Origin of the sequence: Streptomyces luteireticuli (assembly GCF_041519305.1) — a bacterium.
GTDB lineage: Bacteria > Actinomycetota > Actinomycetes > Streptomycetales > Streptomycetaceae > Streptomyces > Streptomyces luteireticuli.
The window spans coordinates 6,208,279-6,223,676 of record NZ_CP167927.1 but is presented as its reverse complement, the minus strand read 5'-3'; the positions used below and the strand labels follow the sequence as shown (position 1 = coordinate 6,223,676).

Below are 15,398 nucleotides of genomic sequence, written 5' to 3'. Positions count from 1 at the left end.
GACCCCGCCCTGGGGCCCGGGAAATCGACGGGGGTCACCGGCGCGGCTCATGTGGTGACCTGGGCCGGCAGGTCGGGGCGGACGGGGGCGCGGCCCGCCGCCACCCGCAGGGTGAGGACCATGGTCATGCCGCCGCCGGGGGTGTCCTCCGCCGCGAGCGTGCCGCCCATGGCCTCGGCGAAGCCGCGGGCGACCGCGAGGCCGAGGCCGACCCCGGCGCCGCGCGGCGCGTCGCCGTACCGCTGGAAGGGCTCGAAGATCCGGTCCTTGTCGCTGTCGGGGACGCCGGGGCCCCGGTCGGCCACCCGGACCTCGACCCGGTCGCCCAGCGCGCTGGCCGCGACGTGCACGGGCGTGTCCGCCGGGCTGTACTTCACGGCGTTCTCAACGATGTTGGCGACGCTGCGCTCCAGCAGTCCCGGGTCCACCGCGACCATGGGCAGGGTCTCGGGGATGTCGAGGGTCACACTGCCCTCGGGGACGCCGCCGAGGGCCATCGGGACCACCTCGTCGATGTCGATCTCGCGGATCAGCGGGGTGACGGTGCCGGTCTGGAGCCGGGACATGTCCAGCAGGTTGCCGACGAGGTGGTCGAGCCGGTCGGCGCCGTCCTCGATGCCGGCGAGCAGCTCCGCCTCGTCCTCCTCGGACCAGGCGACGTCGTCGGAGCGGAGCGAGGTGACGGCGGCCTTGATCGCGGCGAGCGGGGTGCGCAGGTCGTGGCTGACGGCGGCCAGCAGGGCGGTGCGTATGCGGTTGCCCTCGTCGAGGCGCCGGGCCCGCTCGGCCTCGCCGACCAGCCGCTGGCGGTCCAGGACGACGGCCGCCTGGGCGGCGAAGGCGGCGAGCACGCGGCGGTCCTCGGCGGGCAGGACACGCCCGGCGAGGACCAGCGCCATGGTGTCGCCGACGGGCATGTCCACATCGCCGTCCTCGGGCCGCAGCAGCGGCTTGCCGGTGCTGGTGACCACGCTGGCGGCGCTGGTCCACGGGTCGACGTCGCTGGCGCGCTCCAGCAGGGCGACGGACTCCATGGCGAAGGTCTCGCGGACCCGCTCCAGCAGCGCGTCCAGGCTGGTGTCGCCGCGCAGCACGCTGCCGGCCAGGAAGGAGAGGATCTCGGACTCGGCGCGCAGCCGGGCCGCCTGGTGGGTGCGGCGGGCGGCGAGGTCCACCACGGAGGCCACGGACACCGCGACGAAGACGAAGATCGCGATGGCGACGATGTTCTTGGGGTCGGTGATCGTCAGCTCGTGGATGGGCCGGGTGAAGAACCAGTTCAGCAGCAGCGAGCCGAAGGCCGCCGAGGCCAGCGCGGGCAGCAGTCCGCCGAGCAGCGCCGCGGCCACCGTCATGCACAAGAACAGCAGCATGTCGTTGGCCAGTCCCAGGTCCGGGACGACGTGGCTGAGCAGCAGGCTGAGCAGGACCGGCCCGAGGACGCCGACCAGCCAGCCGGCCACGATGCGGCCGCGGCCCAGCCGGGCGCCGCGGGTGACGGGCAGGCCGCGGCCCTTGGCGACCTCGTCGTGGGTGACGATGTGGACGTCGAGGTCGGGGCCGGAGTCCCGGGCGACGGTCTGGCCGACGCCGGGGCCGAAGATGTACTGCCAGGTCTTGCGGCGGCTGGAGCCGAGGACGATCTGGGTGGCGTTGACCCCGCGCGCGAACTCCAGCAGCGAGGCGGGCACGTCGTCGCCTATGACGTGGTGGAAGGTGCCGCCGAGGTCCTCGACGAGGGTGCGCTGGACGGCCAGTTCCTTGGGCGAGGCCGAGGTCAGCCCGTCGCTGCGGGCGATGTAGACGGCGAGGATCTCGCTGCCGGAGCCCTTGGCGGCCATCCGCGCGGCCCGGCGGATCAGGGTGCGGCCCTCGGGGCCGCCGGTCAGGCCGACGACGATGCGCTCGCGGGCGTTCCATATCGTCGAGACGCTGTGGTCGGTGCGGTACTGCCGCAGGTACTCGTCGACCCGGTCGGCGGTCCACAGCAGGGCCAGTTCGCGCAGCGCGGTCAGGTTGCCGGGGCGGAAGTAGTTGGAGAGCGCCGCGTCGACCTTGTCGGACTTGTAGATGTTGCCGTGCGCCATGCGGCGGCGCAGGGCCTGCGGCGACATGTCGACCAGTTCGATCTGGCCGGCCCTGCGCACCACCTCGTCCGGGACGGTCTCGCGCTGCCGCACGCCGGTTATCGACTCGACGACGTCGCCCAGCGATTCCAGGTGCTGGATGTTGACCGTGGAGATGACGTCGATGCCGGCCTGGAGCAGTTCCTCGACGTCCTGCCAGCGCTTGGTGTTGCGCGAGCCCGGGACGTTGGTATGGGCCAGCTCGTCGACCAGCACGACCTTGGGGCGCCGGGCGAGGACCGCGTCCACGTCCATCTCCGTGAACGCGCTGTCGCGGTAGGTGAGGGAACGGCGGGGCACCTCCTCCAGCCCGTGGAGCATGACCTCCGTGCGCGGGCGCCCGTGGTGCTCCACGAAGCCCACGACGATGTCGGTGCCGCGCTCCGCACGGCGGTGCGCCTCGGAGAGCATGGCGTAGGTCTTGCCGACGCCCGGTGCCGCGCCGAGGTAGATCCGGAGGTTGCCGCGTCCCATGGCCCCATTGTCTTTCAGGAGGGCGGCGGTGGCCGGGGCGGTTCTCCGTCCTGAAGTGCTGCACTGCCGCGCAGAACGACTTTACGGCGGACGGTCGGGACAAATCGGGCGGGCGGTGGGGCGCGCGGCAGGTATTGACGCAGCTCTGACGCCTGCGGCGGATTCGTGACCAGCGTGTACGCCCCTCCGGGCGGGAGGGGCGTACCTACCGGGTACGAGCGGATCTAGACCGCGCGGGCGATCTGCTGCCGCACGAAGACGCTGGGGCCGTCGTCGGGGTGCTTGTCCGGGTTGTTCTCCGGGACGGTGAAGTCGCCGACGATGCCCGGCTCGAAGACCAGGGCCATGCTCGACCCGCCGTAGCTGAAGAAGCCGAGCTCGTCGCCCTTCCGGACCTCGCTGCCCACGGCGAGCCCCGGCTTCCACTGGACGGAGGAGACCTCGTCCATGCCGATGACCACGGCGCACACCATGCGCCGGCCCAGTTCCTCACCCGTCTCGATGAACGCCAGTCCGCGGGTGTTGACGTTGGACTGGTACGCCTGCGAGTGGGTCCAGGTCGCCGGGTCGGGGCTCTCGCTCTCGGCGTGGCTGAACATCAGGCCCGGCACAACCTCCAGGTGCCTGATCGTCCCGCTCACCGGCACGTGCCAGCGGTGGAAGCTGTTGACCGAGAGGAACCCCTGGTAGACGTCGCCACCGACGAACCTGCCGACGTATTCGTCCTTGCACTCCCGGCCGTGGAGCATGTTCTCCAGCGAGTAGTAATGCCCCTTGATCCAGAAGTCGGCGCTCCGGGGGACGTCGCGCTGCATGTTGTAGACCGTGCCGTCGTTCGGGGCGGTGATGACCGAGGGGTCGTCCGGGCCGGCGAGCGGCCGGAACTCGTCCAGCTTGATGCGGCGGTGGAAGAAGTCGTTGAACGACCCGAAGCCCCAGTGGGGTTCGTCCCGGCGGTCCCAGCACTCGTATTCGTAGAGCTTGTTGAGCTCGGCGGCCGACTGCGAGAACCAGCCGTTCTCCCGGGTGCTGAGCACATAGCGGCTCTCGGGACTGTCGAGGAAGCGGCACCAGTCCTGGAGTATCGCCTGGAGCGCGGTGCCGAACCGCTGGTTGCGGAAGACGACCGCACCCGCCCTGGTGAGCCGCAGATGACCGAAGAGGGCGGACATCGGCAGGAAGATGTGCTTGGTGGGGTCCGGGTCGTAGGCCGGTGCGGTGCGGACGATGACGTTGAGTTTCTGGAGCAGGTCGTCGACGGAGGTGACGTGCCGGTGCTTCTCCGGAAGCTCGTTGATCATCTGCGTCACATACATCCGGACGATGCCGTCGGAGTACAGGATCTCGGCCAGGTCCTTGACCGGCCCGACGAACTCCTCCTTGGCGTCCGCCGCCCGCTGGGTGAGGTTCCGGTGCCATTCGTCGATCGCGGCGGGATTGCGCGGCAGATATCCGCCGGCCCGGCCGAAGGTGGTCCGGTAGCGGGCGTGCAGTTCCTCTGTGCTCAGGACAGCGGTCATGACCGTGGGCTCCAGTTCCGGGAATGCCGTGCGCGGTGAAAGAGGCTGATCCGGCGCGGGGCACAGCCTGGCCGCCGGGGTATTCGGCTCACCAGGAGCAATCAGGCCAAAGAAATACGGGCCATTTTCCCTCGAACGCATGGCTGTTGAGCCGTCCGGACCCTCCGTGCCATACGGCCGAAAAGGGGCTCATGCGGCCACATCGGCACCGCAGTACGGTCGTTGCTCGTTTCCGTACGACGGGTCGACCGACGGAGGGGATCCATGAGCAAGCCCATCACCGCGGCGGAGATCGAAGCGCGGTACCGGAACTCGTACGGCCGGGCGGCCGGTTATCTGCCGGGCGACCGCAGGGCCGTGGAGGCCTGGCAGGCGGACCTGGCGCGCCGGGCCCGGGCGCGGACGGACGGACACGTGCCCTCGGTGCAGAAGCTCGCGGAGTTGCTGGGAAAGGACAAGGAACTCGCGGACCTCGTGACGCAGACCGTCAAGGAAGCCCTCAGGCTGCACGACCAAGGGGTCAGGAACACCGAGGAGATGCTGGCCGCCCTCGACCTCGTCACCGGGACCGCGCCGGAATACCGGCTGGACCCCAAGCAGCGGATCTTCTTCCCCATGTCCGCCCTGTTCGTCTACATGATGGCGACGAAGTCGGGCAACGAGCTCTTCAAGCACCAGCAGTTCAACAAGGCCCTGCGCGGGATCCTGAAGGCGTGGTGCGAATTCCTGGACAGCCCGCGGAGCCGCTACGTCCTGCACGACGGCCCGGAGGGCTGGCTGGGACAGGCCGCCTACGAGCAGTTCAAACTCTACGAGTTCGACTACCGCCCGGAGGCGGCCTACGGAGGATTCGCCTCCTACAACGCCTTCTTCCACCGTCCGATCAAGCCGGAATTCCGTCCCAACGGTGCCCTGCACGACCTGCGGGCCGTCGTCTCGGCCAACGACGGAAAGGTGGTCAGGGTCTATCCGAATGCCCAGCTGGACGTTCCCAAAATCGAAGTCAAGGCGCAGCCGTACTCCCTCGACCTGATGCTCGGCAAGTACAGGAAAAAGGGAGACTTCGCGGGCGGCGACATCTTCCAGTCCTTCCTCTCGGGGGCGGACTACCACCGGTGGCACGCCCCGGTGGACGGTGTCGTCGAGTACGTGGAGAAGGTGCCCGGTCTCCAGTTCAGCGAACTGTACGACACGGACCATGTGGACCCGAGCGCCGGCACGCTCTCCCAGGGCTACCAGGCGAACGTCAACACCCGGGGAATTGTGGTCATCAGGAGCGAGTCCCCCGACATCGGCAAGGTCTGTGTCGTCCCCGTCGGCATCACCGAGATCTCCTCGGTCGACATCACCGTCCAGGAGGGCGACCGGGTGACCCGGGGCGATGAGATCGGCCGGTTCAGCTACGGCGGGTCGAGCATGTGCCTGGTGTTCCAGCCGGGCAGGGTCGAATTCACCGTTCCGCCCGGCCGGAAGGACGTGGTCGGCGACGACGGAGCGCCCGTCTTCGTCAACGGGACGATCGCCCGGGCCAAGTAGCCCCGGCCGCGGGGAAGGTGGCGCCCTCCGGTGGAGGGAGCCACCTTTCGTCCCGTCAACTCAGCAGTTCGAAGTCCGGCAGCAGCGAGATCTGCCGCTGCACCCCGTCGTCACCGCCCAGTTCCGGGTAGAGCGCCAGCAGATCGTTGCAGAGGGCGACGAGTTCGCCCTTGGGCCTCTGTGTCGTGAACGCATAGTGCTCGAACGGCGGGCCCGCGTTCGCGTCCGGACGGACGCCGGGCATGTCCCCGTCGACGAGCGGCGTCCGGACCAGGAGATCGGCCACCGGGTACAGCACCCCCTGCATCGCCGCGACGAAGCCCCGTTCGAGCCCGTACCGCTCGCTCTCGTGGAACGGCGCAGCATCCGTGTACGGCGTCATGGGCGTCGCATAGATCGCGTCGAGCAGCGCCAGCACATAGCAGTAGACGGCGTTCGAGAACTCCGTCAGCTTGTGCACCGGACGGCCCGGCACCAGCCTGGCGAGGGCCGGATCGTCCAGCACCGGCCAGATGACCTCGGAGTCGTCGATCGTGAACTTCTGCCTGCCGTTGTCGTCACAGATGACACCGATGCCGTTGAGACCCTTCGCGATGTCCTGGAACTTGGTGTAGTGCGACGCCTGCCACTTGCCGACTTCCTGGTCCGGGTGGTCGGCCGTGCGGAAGATCGGGTCGGGCAGGTAGCCGTGGTCCTGGCGGGCACCCTCCCCCTGGTCCACGATGATCTCCATCGCGTGGAGCGCCGTCTTCTCGTCCACGATGATCATGGGGCCGTCCGAACCGCCGTTCTGGTTCCAGTAGCCCCGGTGGTACTGGAACTTCCACAGCTCCCTCCTGGCCCTGCCCCAGTCGATCTTCTCCTTGAGGTGGTCGGAGCTGAGGTCGCGGATGCCCTGCTCGATGCGTGCGTAGAACTCGCCCAGCGTCTTGTACGGCCTGATCTCCGCGGCCAGTTCGGTCGCCTTGTCGTCGGGCAGCTCGATCTGCATGAACGTGCCGGTGACCTGCTCCTTGGAGAGGCGCCGGAGGTGGAGTTCCAGGTCCGGCTCCCGCATGAGCATCGGCTTGGGGTACGGCGTCGTGAACCCGTCGGCGCTGTACTCCCGGTCGTAGAAGCGCACCGCGTCCCCGCTGCCGATCGCCACCAGCAGGTTGCGCGCGAGCGTCAGATGGAGCATCTCCTCGATGGCGACGCCGATCATGGTGCGCTGGGCCGACTTCCCGGCGGCCCACTGCGAATAGCCCTTGGTCCTGATCGAGTAGGTCGAGTAGAGATAGAGCGGGATCGTGGAGAGCTCCACCTTCGCGGCGGCGACCAGGTGCTCGGTCAGTTCCCGCAGAGTGGCGATCTCGGGCACTTTCCGTTCGGCGCGCGCGGATTTCCCGGTCATGAAGAGTCCTCCGGTGTGAAGGGGCCGTCAGGTCTGGGGAGTTGCACGGGCTCTGAGCAGGCGCTCGTACGCCGCACGGCTCAGCTCCCGGGTGACCACCGCGTAGTCGCGGCGCCGCAGCGCGAGGAACACCGGTGCCGGCGGGGGCGGTTCGGGGTCCTCGCCCCGGTGCACGGCCGCCAGATAGGCGTGGACGGGCGCGCAGGCCCGCAGCAGCCGGGCGGGCGGGGCGGGGCCCGCGCCGTCCTCCGGCCCCGGGCCGTCCAGCACCTCGACGAACGCCCGCTCGAAGCGGACGAGATCGATCAGCAGGTCGATCCACGGCTCGCGCTCCGCGCCGGGTCCGGCGTCCGGCCGGGTGCGCGCCAGATGGTCCGCGAAGCCGTCGCTCAGCCCGGCCAGCAGGGGCGAACGGGACGGGTGCGCGGCGAGGTAGTCCAGCGCGAACCCGTCGAAGATCTCCTCGCCCAGCAGCCGCACCGACCCCGGGTGCAGCGAGCGCATGCACTCCACCAGCCGCTGCCGGTAGCCGTGCTGGTAGACGAACAGGCGCTCGCGGGCGGACTGCCGGCGGGACGCGGTGACCATCGCGTCCGGCCGGGTGCCGGACGGGTCGAGCAGGGCCTCCTGCATCCAGCGCTGTACCGCCGCCAGGGAAGGGGCGTCAGCCATGGACGCCTCCGGACGGCAGCACGGCGACGGCCCGGGCCCGGTTGAGCTCGGCCAGCAGCTCGGGAAAGGGCGGCAGGTTCTCGTCCCGCTCCAGCAACGTCGAGGCCCCGCCGGTCAGTTCGGTGGCGAGCCGGTAGAGCTCCCACACCGGCTCGGCCACCGGCGCGTCATGGGTGTCGATCAGATGAGTGCCGTGGTCCGTGTGCCCGGCGAGGTGCATCTGGACGACGCGCTCGTGCGGGAGCGCCCTCAGATACGCCTCGGGGTCGAAGTCGTGGTTGAAGGCGGAGACGTGGACGTTGTTGACGTCGAGCAGCAGCCCGCAGTCCGCCTCCTCCGCCATCCGGGCCAGGAACTCCCACTCGGTGAGGGCGGACGCCCGGAACTCGACGTAACTGCTGGGGTTCTCCAGGATCAGCGGCCGTTCCAGCTCGTTCTGCACGACGCGGATCCGGGCCACCACATGGGCCAGGGTCTCCTCGGTGAACGGCAGCGGCAGCAGGTCGTGGGTGTGCACGCCCAGGACGCCCGTCCAGCAGACGTGGTCCGAGACCCAGGGCGCGTCCAGCGAGTCGGCCAGCCGCTTCAGCCGGCGCAGATGGCCGAGGTCGAGGGGGTCGGTGCTGCCGATCGACAGCGACACTCCATGCGGGATCACCGGGTACTGTTCGGCGATCTCGTCGAGCGCCCGGCGCCTGCCGCCGCGGTTGTCGAGGAAGTTCTCCGAGATGACCTCGAAGAACCCCACCGGCGGCCGGTAGCGGCGGACGTAGGGCAGGTGCGCGGACCGTAACCCCACCCCGAACCCCAGGTGGGGCAGGCCCAGCCGGGCCGCGGTCACTGCGGCTGCTGCATGTAGTCGTAGTGCGGCATCCGCCTGTCCGGGATCCCCTCGCCCGGCGAGGGCCCGAACGCCTTGCCCGCCGCGTACATCCGGGCCTCGAAGAGCCTCCGCGCCTGCCTCCAGACGCTCTTGCCCTTGAGCGGCCCGGCGGAGAAGACCCGGCTCTCGTTGATCGGGCTGGCGCAGCTGCCGTTGTAGCGGCAGTCCTGCTCGCCGGGGTGGAACTGCTCGTAGTCGGTGCCCGCGTAGCCGCAGCCGCCCTGGCCGCGGCAGGCTCCTTCGCCGTGGCAGACGTGGAAGACGGTGGCACACTGCCCCGTGCCGGCCATGGTGGCGGTGCCCGGACGGTCGAGCCCTGCACAGGAGTTGAGCCCCATGCAGATGTGCAGTTCCTTCGGCTGCTCCTGCGGGACGGGGGACGGCGGCGCGTCCGGACACGGGCCTTGCCGGGGGTTTTCCGTCATGGTGTCCGTTCCTCTCCGTTCGGCGACGAGGACGAAGGCCACACCATGCCAGGGCGTACCGGGACGAAGGGAGGGAGCGAACCGGCCAGCGGCGTCGCGCCCGCATGGAACAGGCCAGTGTCCGGCGCGACTTGAGCCGCGGCCACCGCCGTACGCCGTCGGCCGTCGACGTACGGCGGCGGACCCTCAGGCCGTACGGGCCGTACGGGCGCCCTTCGCCCCGCGCGCGTCCCGCAGATAGAGCAGCCCCGCGCAGACGACGATCCACGCCACCAGGACGGCGATGCCGTGCCCCAGACCGTCGTCGTGGAAGTACGCCAGGCCCTGGACGGCCCGCACCCCCGCGCCGACCGGCAGGACGCCGGAGAGCGGGTGCAGCCAGCCGGGCAGATAGGAGGCGGGCATCACACCGCCGCTGGTGCTGTTGCCGAGGGTCAGCAGGACGATCGAGGCCAGACCCGAGCCCGCCGGGCCGGTCCACTTCACGAAGACCATCGTCGCCCCGCCCGCCGCCATGGCCATCAGCGCGGTGATCCCGGCGATGCCCGCGAAGGAGCCGGGCAGCGCCCCGAAGCCGGTGCCGCCCGCGAGGAGGGCGATGATGATCCCGCCCAGGACACCGAAGATCGCCAGGCTGGCCAGGCGCTGCCGCAGGCGCAGCGCGGGGGCCGCCTGGTAGGTCATGAGGCCGAAGAGATATCCGGCGAGGACCAGGCCGAAGGACGCGTAGAAGATCGCCAGCCCCCTGGTGTCCCCGGCGGAGGCGGGGAGGACGTCCTCCTGGGCGAGCCGGTGCCCGCCCGCCTCGGCGACCGGGCCGAAGGCTCCGGTGAGCGTGCCGGTGACGGAGGGCCCGTTGGCACCGGCGTAGAGCAGCTTCGGGCCGCCCCGGCCATGGCCGGTGAGGTAGGCGGCGAAGACGCTGCGGTGTCCGATGGCCTCCCGGGCGGCGCCCTCCTCCGCGTAGTACCGGACCTCGAAGCCGCCGGGGACGGCGGACTCCAGGCTCTCCCCGACCCGTTGGGCGTCCCGCTGGGTGCCCACGACCGCCACCGGGAGGTCGTGCGGCTTGGGCGCGTGGAAGGCCGCGAGGTAGACGCTCACGAAGACCGTCCCGATGACGAGCACGACCGCCACCGGGAGGAGGACGCCCTTCCAGCCGCCCCGCGGGTGCTGCGGCGGCGCGGGATCCGGGATGTCGGCGTGCGGGGCGGCGTCCCGCGAAGGGGACAGGGAAGGGCTGGGGAGCGACAAGGGAACCGTCCAAACTTGTAAGCTGCCTTATAACCGTAGCAGCAACCATAAGGTGCCTTACAAGTGGCGGTCCCCATGAACGAGCCCTCCTTCTCCACCGGCTTCCTCGCGTGGCAGTTCTCCCAGGCCATGGCCGGCCGCCTGGAGAAGGAGCTGCGCACCCTGGACCTGACCCTGGCGCAGCACAACGCGCTCCAGCACGTCCGGCACGAGCCCGGCACCTCCAGCGCCGCGGCCGCGCGCCGCGCCGGCATCACGGCCCAGTCCATGGGGGCCGCGATCAACGGCCTGGCCGAGCGGGGGCTGATGGAGCGCCGCCCGCACCCGACCAACCGCCGCGTGCTGTGCCTGTACATCACCGACGACGGCCGGCGGATGGCCGAGCGGTCGGCGAGGATCGTGCACCGGATGAACGACGAGGTCCTCGCCGTCCTCTCCCCCGAGGAGCGCGCGACCACGCACGACGTCCTGCGCCGCCTGGTCGAGCACGTCAACCCCGGTGTCCTGCCGCCTCCTTCGGACTGAGCCCCCTTCGACCCGGGGCCCCTCCGGCCCGAGACCCCTTCGGCCCGCGGTTCCGGCCCCCGGGAATGCGCCAGCGCCCGGCCCCCGTCGGCGGATCTCTCCGCACGACGAGGAACCGGGCGCCGGAATCCCCTACTCGCCGGAGGCCAGCTCCTTGAGCGCGATGTTGAGCTTGAGCACATTGACGTGCTTCTCGCCCATGAAGCCCAGCTGCCGGCCGTCGGTGTGGTCCTTCACCAGCTGCTCGACCTTGTCCGCCGGCAGCCCGTTGGCCTTGGCGACCCGCCCGGCCTGGAGCTCGGCGTACTCCGGGGAGATGTCCGGGTCGACGCCCGAGGCGGAGGCGGTGAGGGCGTCCACCGGGACCGACGACGGGGAGACCCCGTTGAAGGCGGCGACGTCCGCGCGACGCTGCTTGACGCTGTCGAGCAGCACCTTGCTGTCGGCGGCCAGGTTGGAGGCGCCCGAGACCAGCAGCTTGTACTGGGTGTTCTCGGTGTTGGGGCCCGCCGCCGAGGGGCGGCCCTGGAAGAACTTCGGGTCGGGCAGCGGGTTGCCGTCCTTGTCCTTCTTGTCGAGCGTGTAGCTCTGGCCGAGCAGTCCGGAGCCGACGGACTTGCCGTCCACCTTCAGCTCGGAGCCGTTCGCCTTGTCGTGGAAGGCCAGTTGGGCCAGGCCCGTGACGACGAGCGGGTAGATCACGCCGCAGACGACGGTGAGGACGAGCAGGGCGCGGAGCCCCGCCCCCGCCAGCCGGGCCGCGTTGCGTACGGAGATGTTCATGTCGTCACCCGATGCCAGGGATGAGGGTCAGGAGCAGGTCGATGATCTTGATGCCGATGAACGGGGAGATCAGGCCGCCCAGTCCGTAGATCAAGAGGTTGCGGCGGAGCATCGCGTCCGCGCTCATCGGCCGGTAGCGGACGCCCTTGAGGGCGAGCGGCACCAGGGCCACGATGATCAGCGCGTTGAAGATGACCGCCGACAGGATCGCCGACTGCGGCGAGTGCAGGCTCATGATGTTGAGCTTGTCCAGGCCCGGGTAGGCGACCGCGAACATCGCGGGGATGATCGCGAAGTACTTCGCGACGTCGTTGGCGATGGAGAAGGTCGTCAAGGCACCCCGGGTGATGAGGAGCTGCTTGCCGATCTCGACGATCTCGATGAGCTTGGTGGGGTTGGAGTCCAGGTCCACCATGTTCCCGGCCTCCTTGGCGGCCGAGGTGCCGGTGTTCATCGCGACACCGACGTCCGCCTGGGCCAGGGCCGGGGCGTCGTTCGTCCCGTCGCCGGTCATCGCGACGAGCTTGCCGCCGGCCTGCTCGCGCTTGATGAGCGCCATCTTGTCCTCGGGCGTGGCCTCCGCCAGGAAGTCGTCGACCCCGGCCTCCTGGGCGATGGCCTTCGCCGTCAGCGGGTTGTCACCCGTGATCATGACGGTCTTGATGCCCATGGCGCGCAGCTCGTCGAAGCGCTCCCGCATGCCCTCCTTGACGACGTCCTTGAGGTGGATGACGCCGAGGACGCGGGCGCCCTTGTCGTCCTCCACGGCAACCAGCAGCGGGGTGCCGCCGGCCTGGGAGATGTCGTCGGTGAGCGTACGGGCGTCCTCGGCGACCGTGCCGCCCTGCTCCTCGACCCAGGCGATGACCGAACCGGTCGCGCCCTTGCGGACCTTGCGGCCCTCGACGTCCACACCGGACATCCGGGTCTGCGCCGTGAACGGGATCCACTCGGCACCGACCAGCTCGCCCTCGTGGCGCTCGCGCAGGCCGTACTTCTCCTTGGCGAGGACGACGATCGAGCGGCCCTCGGGCGTCTCGTCGGCGAGCGACGAGAGCTGGGCGGCGTCGGCGACCTCGGCCGCCATGGTGCCCTTGACGGGGACGAACTCGGCGGCCTGGCGGTTGCCGTAGGTGATCGTGCCGGTCTTGTCGAGCAGCAGCGTCGAGACGTCGCCCGCGGCCTCCACCGCGCGCCCGGACATCGCCAGGACGTTGCGCTGGACCAGCCGGTCCATGCCCGCGATGCCGATCGCGGAGAGCAGCGCGCCGATCGTGGTCGGGATGAGGCAGACCAGCAGCGCGGCGAGCACGATCATCGTCTGCTCGGCGCCCGCGTAGATCGCGAACGGCTGGAGGGTAATGACCGCCAGCAGGAAGACGATGGTCAGCGACGCCAGCAGGATGTTGAGCGCGATCTCGTTCGGCGTCTTCTGCCGGGCCGCACCCTCGACCAGGTTGATCATCCGGTCGATGAAGGTCTCGCCCGGCTTGGTCGTGATCTTGATGACGATGCGGTCGGAGAGCACCTTGGTGCCGCCGGTGACGGCCGAGCGGTCACCGCCCGACTCCCGGATGACCGGGGCGGATTCACCGGTGATCGCCGACTCGTCGACGCTCGCCACGCCCTCGACCACGTCGCCGTCGCCCGGGATGACGTCGCCCGCCTCGCAGACGACCAGGTCGCCCACGGTCAACTGGGCACCGGGCACCGACTCCTCGCCGCCGTCGCCGGTCAGCCGGCGCGCGACGGTGTCGGTCTTGGCCTTGCGCAGGGTGTCGGCCTGGGCCTTGCCGCGGCCCTCCGCGACGGCCTCCGCCAGGTTGGCGAAGAGCACGGTCAGCCAGAGCCAGACCGTGATCGTCCAGCCGAACCAGTCGCCCGGGTCCTTCAGGGCGAGAACGGTGGTGACCACCGAGCCGATCTCGACCACGAACATCACCGGGGACTTGACCATCAGCCGGGGGTCGAGCTTGCGGAAGGCGTCCGGCAGCGACTTCACCAGCTGCGCGGGGTCGAAGAGGCCGCCGGAGACCCGGCCCTGCTCCCCGTCGCCGTGCGGCTGCTCGTCCTTGGGGCCCTCGGGGGCGGTACGGACAGGGGTGGTCGTGCTCATGAGAGTCCCTCCGCCATCGGGCCAAGGGCCAGGGCCGGGAAGTAGGTCAAGCCGGTGATGATGAGGATCGCGCCCACGAGCAGCCCGGCGAACAGCGGCTTCTCGGTGCGCAGGGTGCCGGCGGTCTCGGGGACGGGCTTCTGCTCGGCGAGCGAGCCGGCCAGCGCCAGGACGAAGACCATCGGCAGGAAGCGGCCGAGCAGCATCGCGAGGCCGATCGTGGTGTTGTACCAGGGGGTGTTGGCGTTCAGGCCCGCGAAGGCCGAGCCGTTGTTGTTGGCGCCCGAGGTGAAGGCGTACAGGACTTCGGAGAAGCCGTGCGCGCCGCTGTTGTTCACCGAGTTGCCCGCGGTGTTGAGGATCGACTCCGGCGGTCCGGCCAGCGCCATGGACAGGGCCGTGAAGCCCAGCACCAGGGTCGGCGTGATGAGGATGTAGCAGGCGGCGAGCTTGATCTCGCGGGTGCCGATCTTCTTGCCGAGGTACTCGGGCGTGCGGCCCACCATGAGGCCGGCGATGAAGACCGCGATGACCGCCATGACGAGCATGCCGTAGAGGCCGGAGCCCACGCCGCCGGGCGCGATCTCGCCGAGCATCATGCTCAGCAGGGTGAGGCCGCCGCCCAGTCCGGTGAAGGACGAGTGGAAGGAGTCCACCGCGCCGGTGGAGGTGAGCGTCGTCGTGGTGGCGAAGATCGCCGAGGCGCCGACGCCGAAGCGCTGCTCCTTGCCCTCCATCGCGCTGCCGGCCGCCTGCAGCGCGGCGCCGTGGTGCGCGTACTCGGTCCACATCATCAGCGCGGTGAAACCGAGCCAGATGATCCCCATCGTGGCCAGGATCGCGTAGCCCTGCTTGACGTTGCCCACCAGCTTGCCGAACGTCCGGGTCAGCGCGAAGGGGATGACCAGGATCAGGAAGATCTCGAAGAGGTTGGTGAAGGCGTTGGGGTTCTCGAAGGGGTGGGCCGAGTTGGCGTTGAAGTAGCCGCCGCCGTTGGTGCCCAGCTCCTTGATGACCTCCTGCGAGGCCACGGCGCCGCCGTTCACCTGCTGGGTGCCGCCGGTCAGCTGGCCGATCTCGTGGATGCCGGCGAAGTTCTGGATGGCGCCGCAGGCGACCAGGACCAGCGCGCCGACGACGGAGATCGGGATCAGGATCCGGACGGTGCCGCGCACCAGGTCGGCCCAGAAGTTGCCCAGTTCACCGGTGCGGGAGCGGGCGAAGCCCCGGACGAGGGCGATGGCGACGGCCATGCCGACCGCGGCGGAGACGAAGTTCTGCACCGCCAGGCCCAGCGTCTGGACGGCGTGGCCCATGGCCTGCTCGCCCGAGTACGACTGCCAGTTGGTGTTGGCGACGAACGAGGCGGCGGTGTTGAACGCCTGGTCCGGGCTGATCGCCGTGAAGCCCAGCGACAGGGAGTGCGGGAGCACGCCCTGGATCCGCTGGAGCAGGTAGAGGAAGAGGATGCTCGCGAGCGAGAAGGCGAGGATGCCGCGCAGATAGGCGGGCCAGCGCATCTCGGCGGACGGGTTGGCGCCGATGAGGCGGTAGATCAGCTTCTCGGCGCGCAGGTGCTTCTCGGAGCTGTAGACGCGGGCCATGTAGTCGCCGAGCGGGCGGTAGACCAGCGCCAGCGCCGCGACGAGCGCGGTGAGCTGGAGGACTCCGGAGAGGACGGGGCTCATAGG

At 70.1% G+C, this 15,398-nt stretch carries 12 protein-coding genes; 2 read left to right on the top strand and 10 right to left on the bottom strand.

The window, feature by feature from the left end; translation table 11 throughout:
• Positions 1–47: 47 nt before the first annotated feature.
• Together AB8735_RS28025 and AB8735_RS28020 are read right to left on the bottom strand one after the other, a co-directional pair.
• Entirely contained in the window at positions 48–2,600 is a 2,553-nt protein-coding gene (locus AB8735_RS28025) for a sensor histidine kinase KdpD (protein WP_344025258.1), read from the bottom strand.
• A 224-nt stretch (positions 2,601–2,824) separates the two neighbouring features.
• A complete protein-coding gene (locus AB8735_RS28020; RefSeq protein WP_372410140.1) occupies positions 2,825–4,120 on the bottom strand; it encodes a phophatidylserine decarboxylase associated domain-containing protein in 1,296 nt (431 codons plus the stop codon).
• Between the two features lie 264 nt (positions 4,121–4,384).
• Here AB8735_RS28020 and AB8735_RS28015 point away from each other — a divergent pair, with 264 nt between their 5' ends.
• A complete protein-coding gene (locus AB8735_RS28015) occupies positions 4,385–5,656 on the top strand; it encodes a phophatidylserine decarboxylase associated domain-containing protein (protein ID WP_372410138.1) in 1,272 nt (423 codons plus the stop codon).
• Between the two features lie 55 nt (positions 5,657–5,711).
• Here the strand turns inward: AB8735_RS28015 and AB8735_RS28010 are convergent, their stop codons facing one another.
• From AB8735_RS28010 to AB8735_RS27990, 5 genes are all read right to left on the bottom strand, one after another.
• A complete protein-coding gene (locus AB8735_RS28010) occupies positions 5,712–7,049 on the bottom strand; it encodes a ferritin-like protein (protein ID WP_372410136.1) in 1,338 nt (445 codons plus the stop codon).
• 27 nt (positions 7,050–7,076) lie between these two features.
• Positions 7,077–7,721: a DNA-binding domain-containing protein gene (locus AB8735_RS28005; protein ID WP_372410135.1), complete on the bottom strand. Its 645-nt coding sequence runs from the start codon at positions 7,719–7,721 to the stop codon at positions 7,077–7,079.
• Entirely contained in the window at positions 7,714–8,562 is an 849-nt protein-coding gene (locus tag AB8735_RS28000) for a DUF692 domain-containing protein (RefSeq protein WP_344025268.1), read from the bottom strand. The genes AB8735_RS28005 and AB8735_RS28000 overlap by 8 nt, the downstream gene beginning before the upstream one ends.
• Positions 8,559–9,029 carry a hypothetical protein gene (locus AB8735_RS27995; RefSeq protein WP_372410133.1) on the bottom strand — a complete coding sequence of 157 codons (471 nt, stop codon included), beginning with the start codon at positions 9,027–9,029 and terminating at the stop codon, positions 8,559–8,561. The genes AB8735_RS28000 and AB8735_RS27995 overlap by 4 nt, the downstream gene beginning before the upstream one ends.
• Positions 9,030–9,215: 186 nt before the next feature.
• Entirely contained in the window at positions 9,216–10,283 is a 1,068-nt protein-coding gene (locus AB8735_RS27990; RefSeq protein ID WP_372410132.1) for an ABC transporter permease, read from the bottom strand.
• Between the two features lie 63 nt (positions 10,284–10,346).
• On the opposite strand from AB8735_RS27990, the gene AB8735_RS27985 reads away from it, so the two are divergent.
• Entirely contained in the window at positions 10,347–10,808 is a 462-nt protein-coding gene (locus AB8735_RS27985) for a MarR family transcriptional regulator (protein WP_344025274.1), read from the top strand.
• A gap of 132 nt (positions 10,809–10,940) precedes the next feature.
• Here AB8735_RS27985 and kdpC read toward each other — a convergent pair whose 3' ends face one another.
• The 3 genes from kdpC to kdpA are packed head-to-tail and all read right to left on the bottom strand — an operon-like array spanning position 10,941 to position 15,395.
• The gene (gene kdpC, locus AB8735_RS27980; RefSeq protein WP_372410130.1) at positions 10,941–11,591 is read right to left on the bottom strand and encodes a potassium-transporting ATPase subunit KdpC; all 651 of its coding nucleotides are present in this window, start codon (positions 11,589–11,591) and stop codon (positions 10,941–10,943) included.
• 4 nt (positions 11,592–11,595) lie between these two features.
• Entirely contained in the window at positions 11,596–13,707 is a 2,112-nt protein-coding gene (gene kdpB / locus AB8735_RS27975; RefSeq protein WP_344025278.1) for a potassium-transporting ATPase subunit KdpB, read from the bottom strand.
• On the bottom strand, positions 13,704–15,395 hold the full coding sequence (gene kdpA / locus AB8735_RS27970) for a potassium-transporting ATPase subunit KdpA (protein ID WP_372410128.1): 1,692 nt from the start codon (positions 15,393–15,395) through the stop codon (positions 13,704–13,706). The genes kdpB and kdpA overlap by 4 nt, the downstream gene beginning before the upstream one ends.
• Positions 15,396–15,398 lie beyond the last annotated feature (3 nt).

Coding starts and splice junctions, on each gene's coding strand:
- kdpB (WP_344025278.1), bottom strand. CDS start 13,707: ATGAGCACGACCACCCCTGTCCGTACCGCCCCCGAGGGCCCCAAGGAC.
- AB8735_RS28015 (WP_372410138.1), top strand. CDS start 4,385: ATGAGCAAGCCCATCACCGCGGCGGAGATCGAAGCGCGGTACCGGAAC.
- AB8735_RS28010 (WP_372410136.1), bottom strand. CDS start 7,049: ATGACCGGGAAATCCGCGCGCGCCGAACGGAAAGTGCCCGAGATCGCC.
- AB8735_RS27995 (WP_372410133.1), bottom strand. CDS start 9,029: ATGACGGAAAACCCCCGGCAAGGCCCGTGTCCGGACGCGCCGCCGTCC.
- AB8735_RS28020 (WP_372410140.1), bottom strand. CDS start 4,120: ATGACCGCTGTCCTGAGCACAGAGGAACTGCACGCCCGCTACCGGACC.
- AB8735_RS28005 (WP_372410135.1), bottom strand. CDS start 7,721: ATGGCTGACGCCCCTTCCCTGGCGGCGGTACAGCGCTGGATGCAGGAG.
- kdpA (WP_372410128.1), bottom strand. CDS start 15,395: ATGAGCCCCGTCCTCTCCGGAGTCCTCCAGCTCACCGCGCTCGTCGCG.
- AB8735_RS28025 (WP_344025258.1), bottom strand. CDS start 2,600: ATGGGACGCGGCAACCTCCGGATCTACCTCGGCGCGGCACCGGGCGTC.
- kdpC (WP_372410130.1), bottom strand. CDS start 11,591: ATGAACATCTCCGTACGCAACGCGGCCCGGCTGGCGGGGGCGGGGCTC.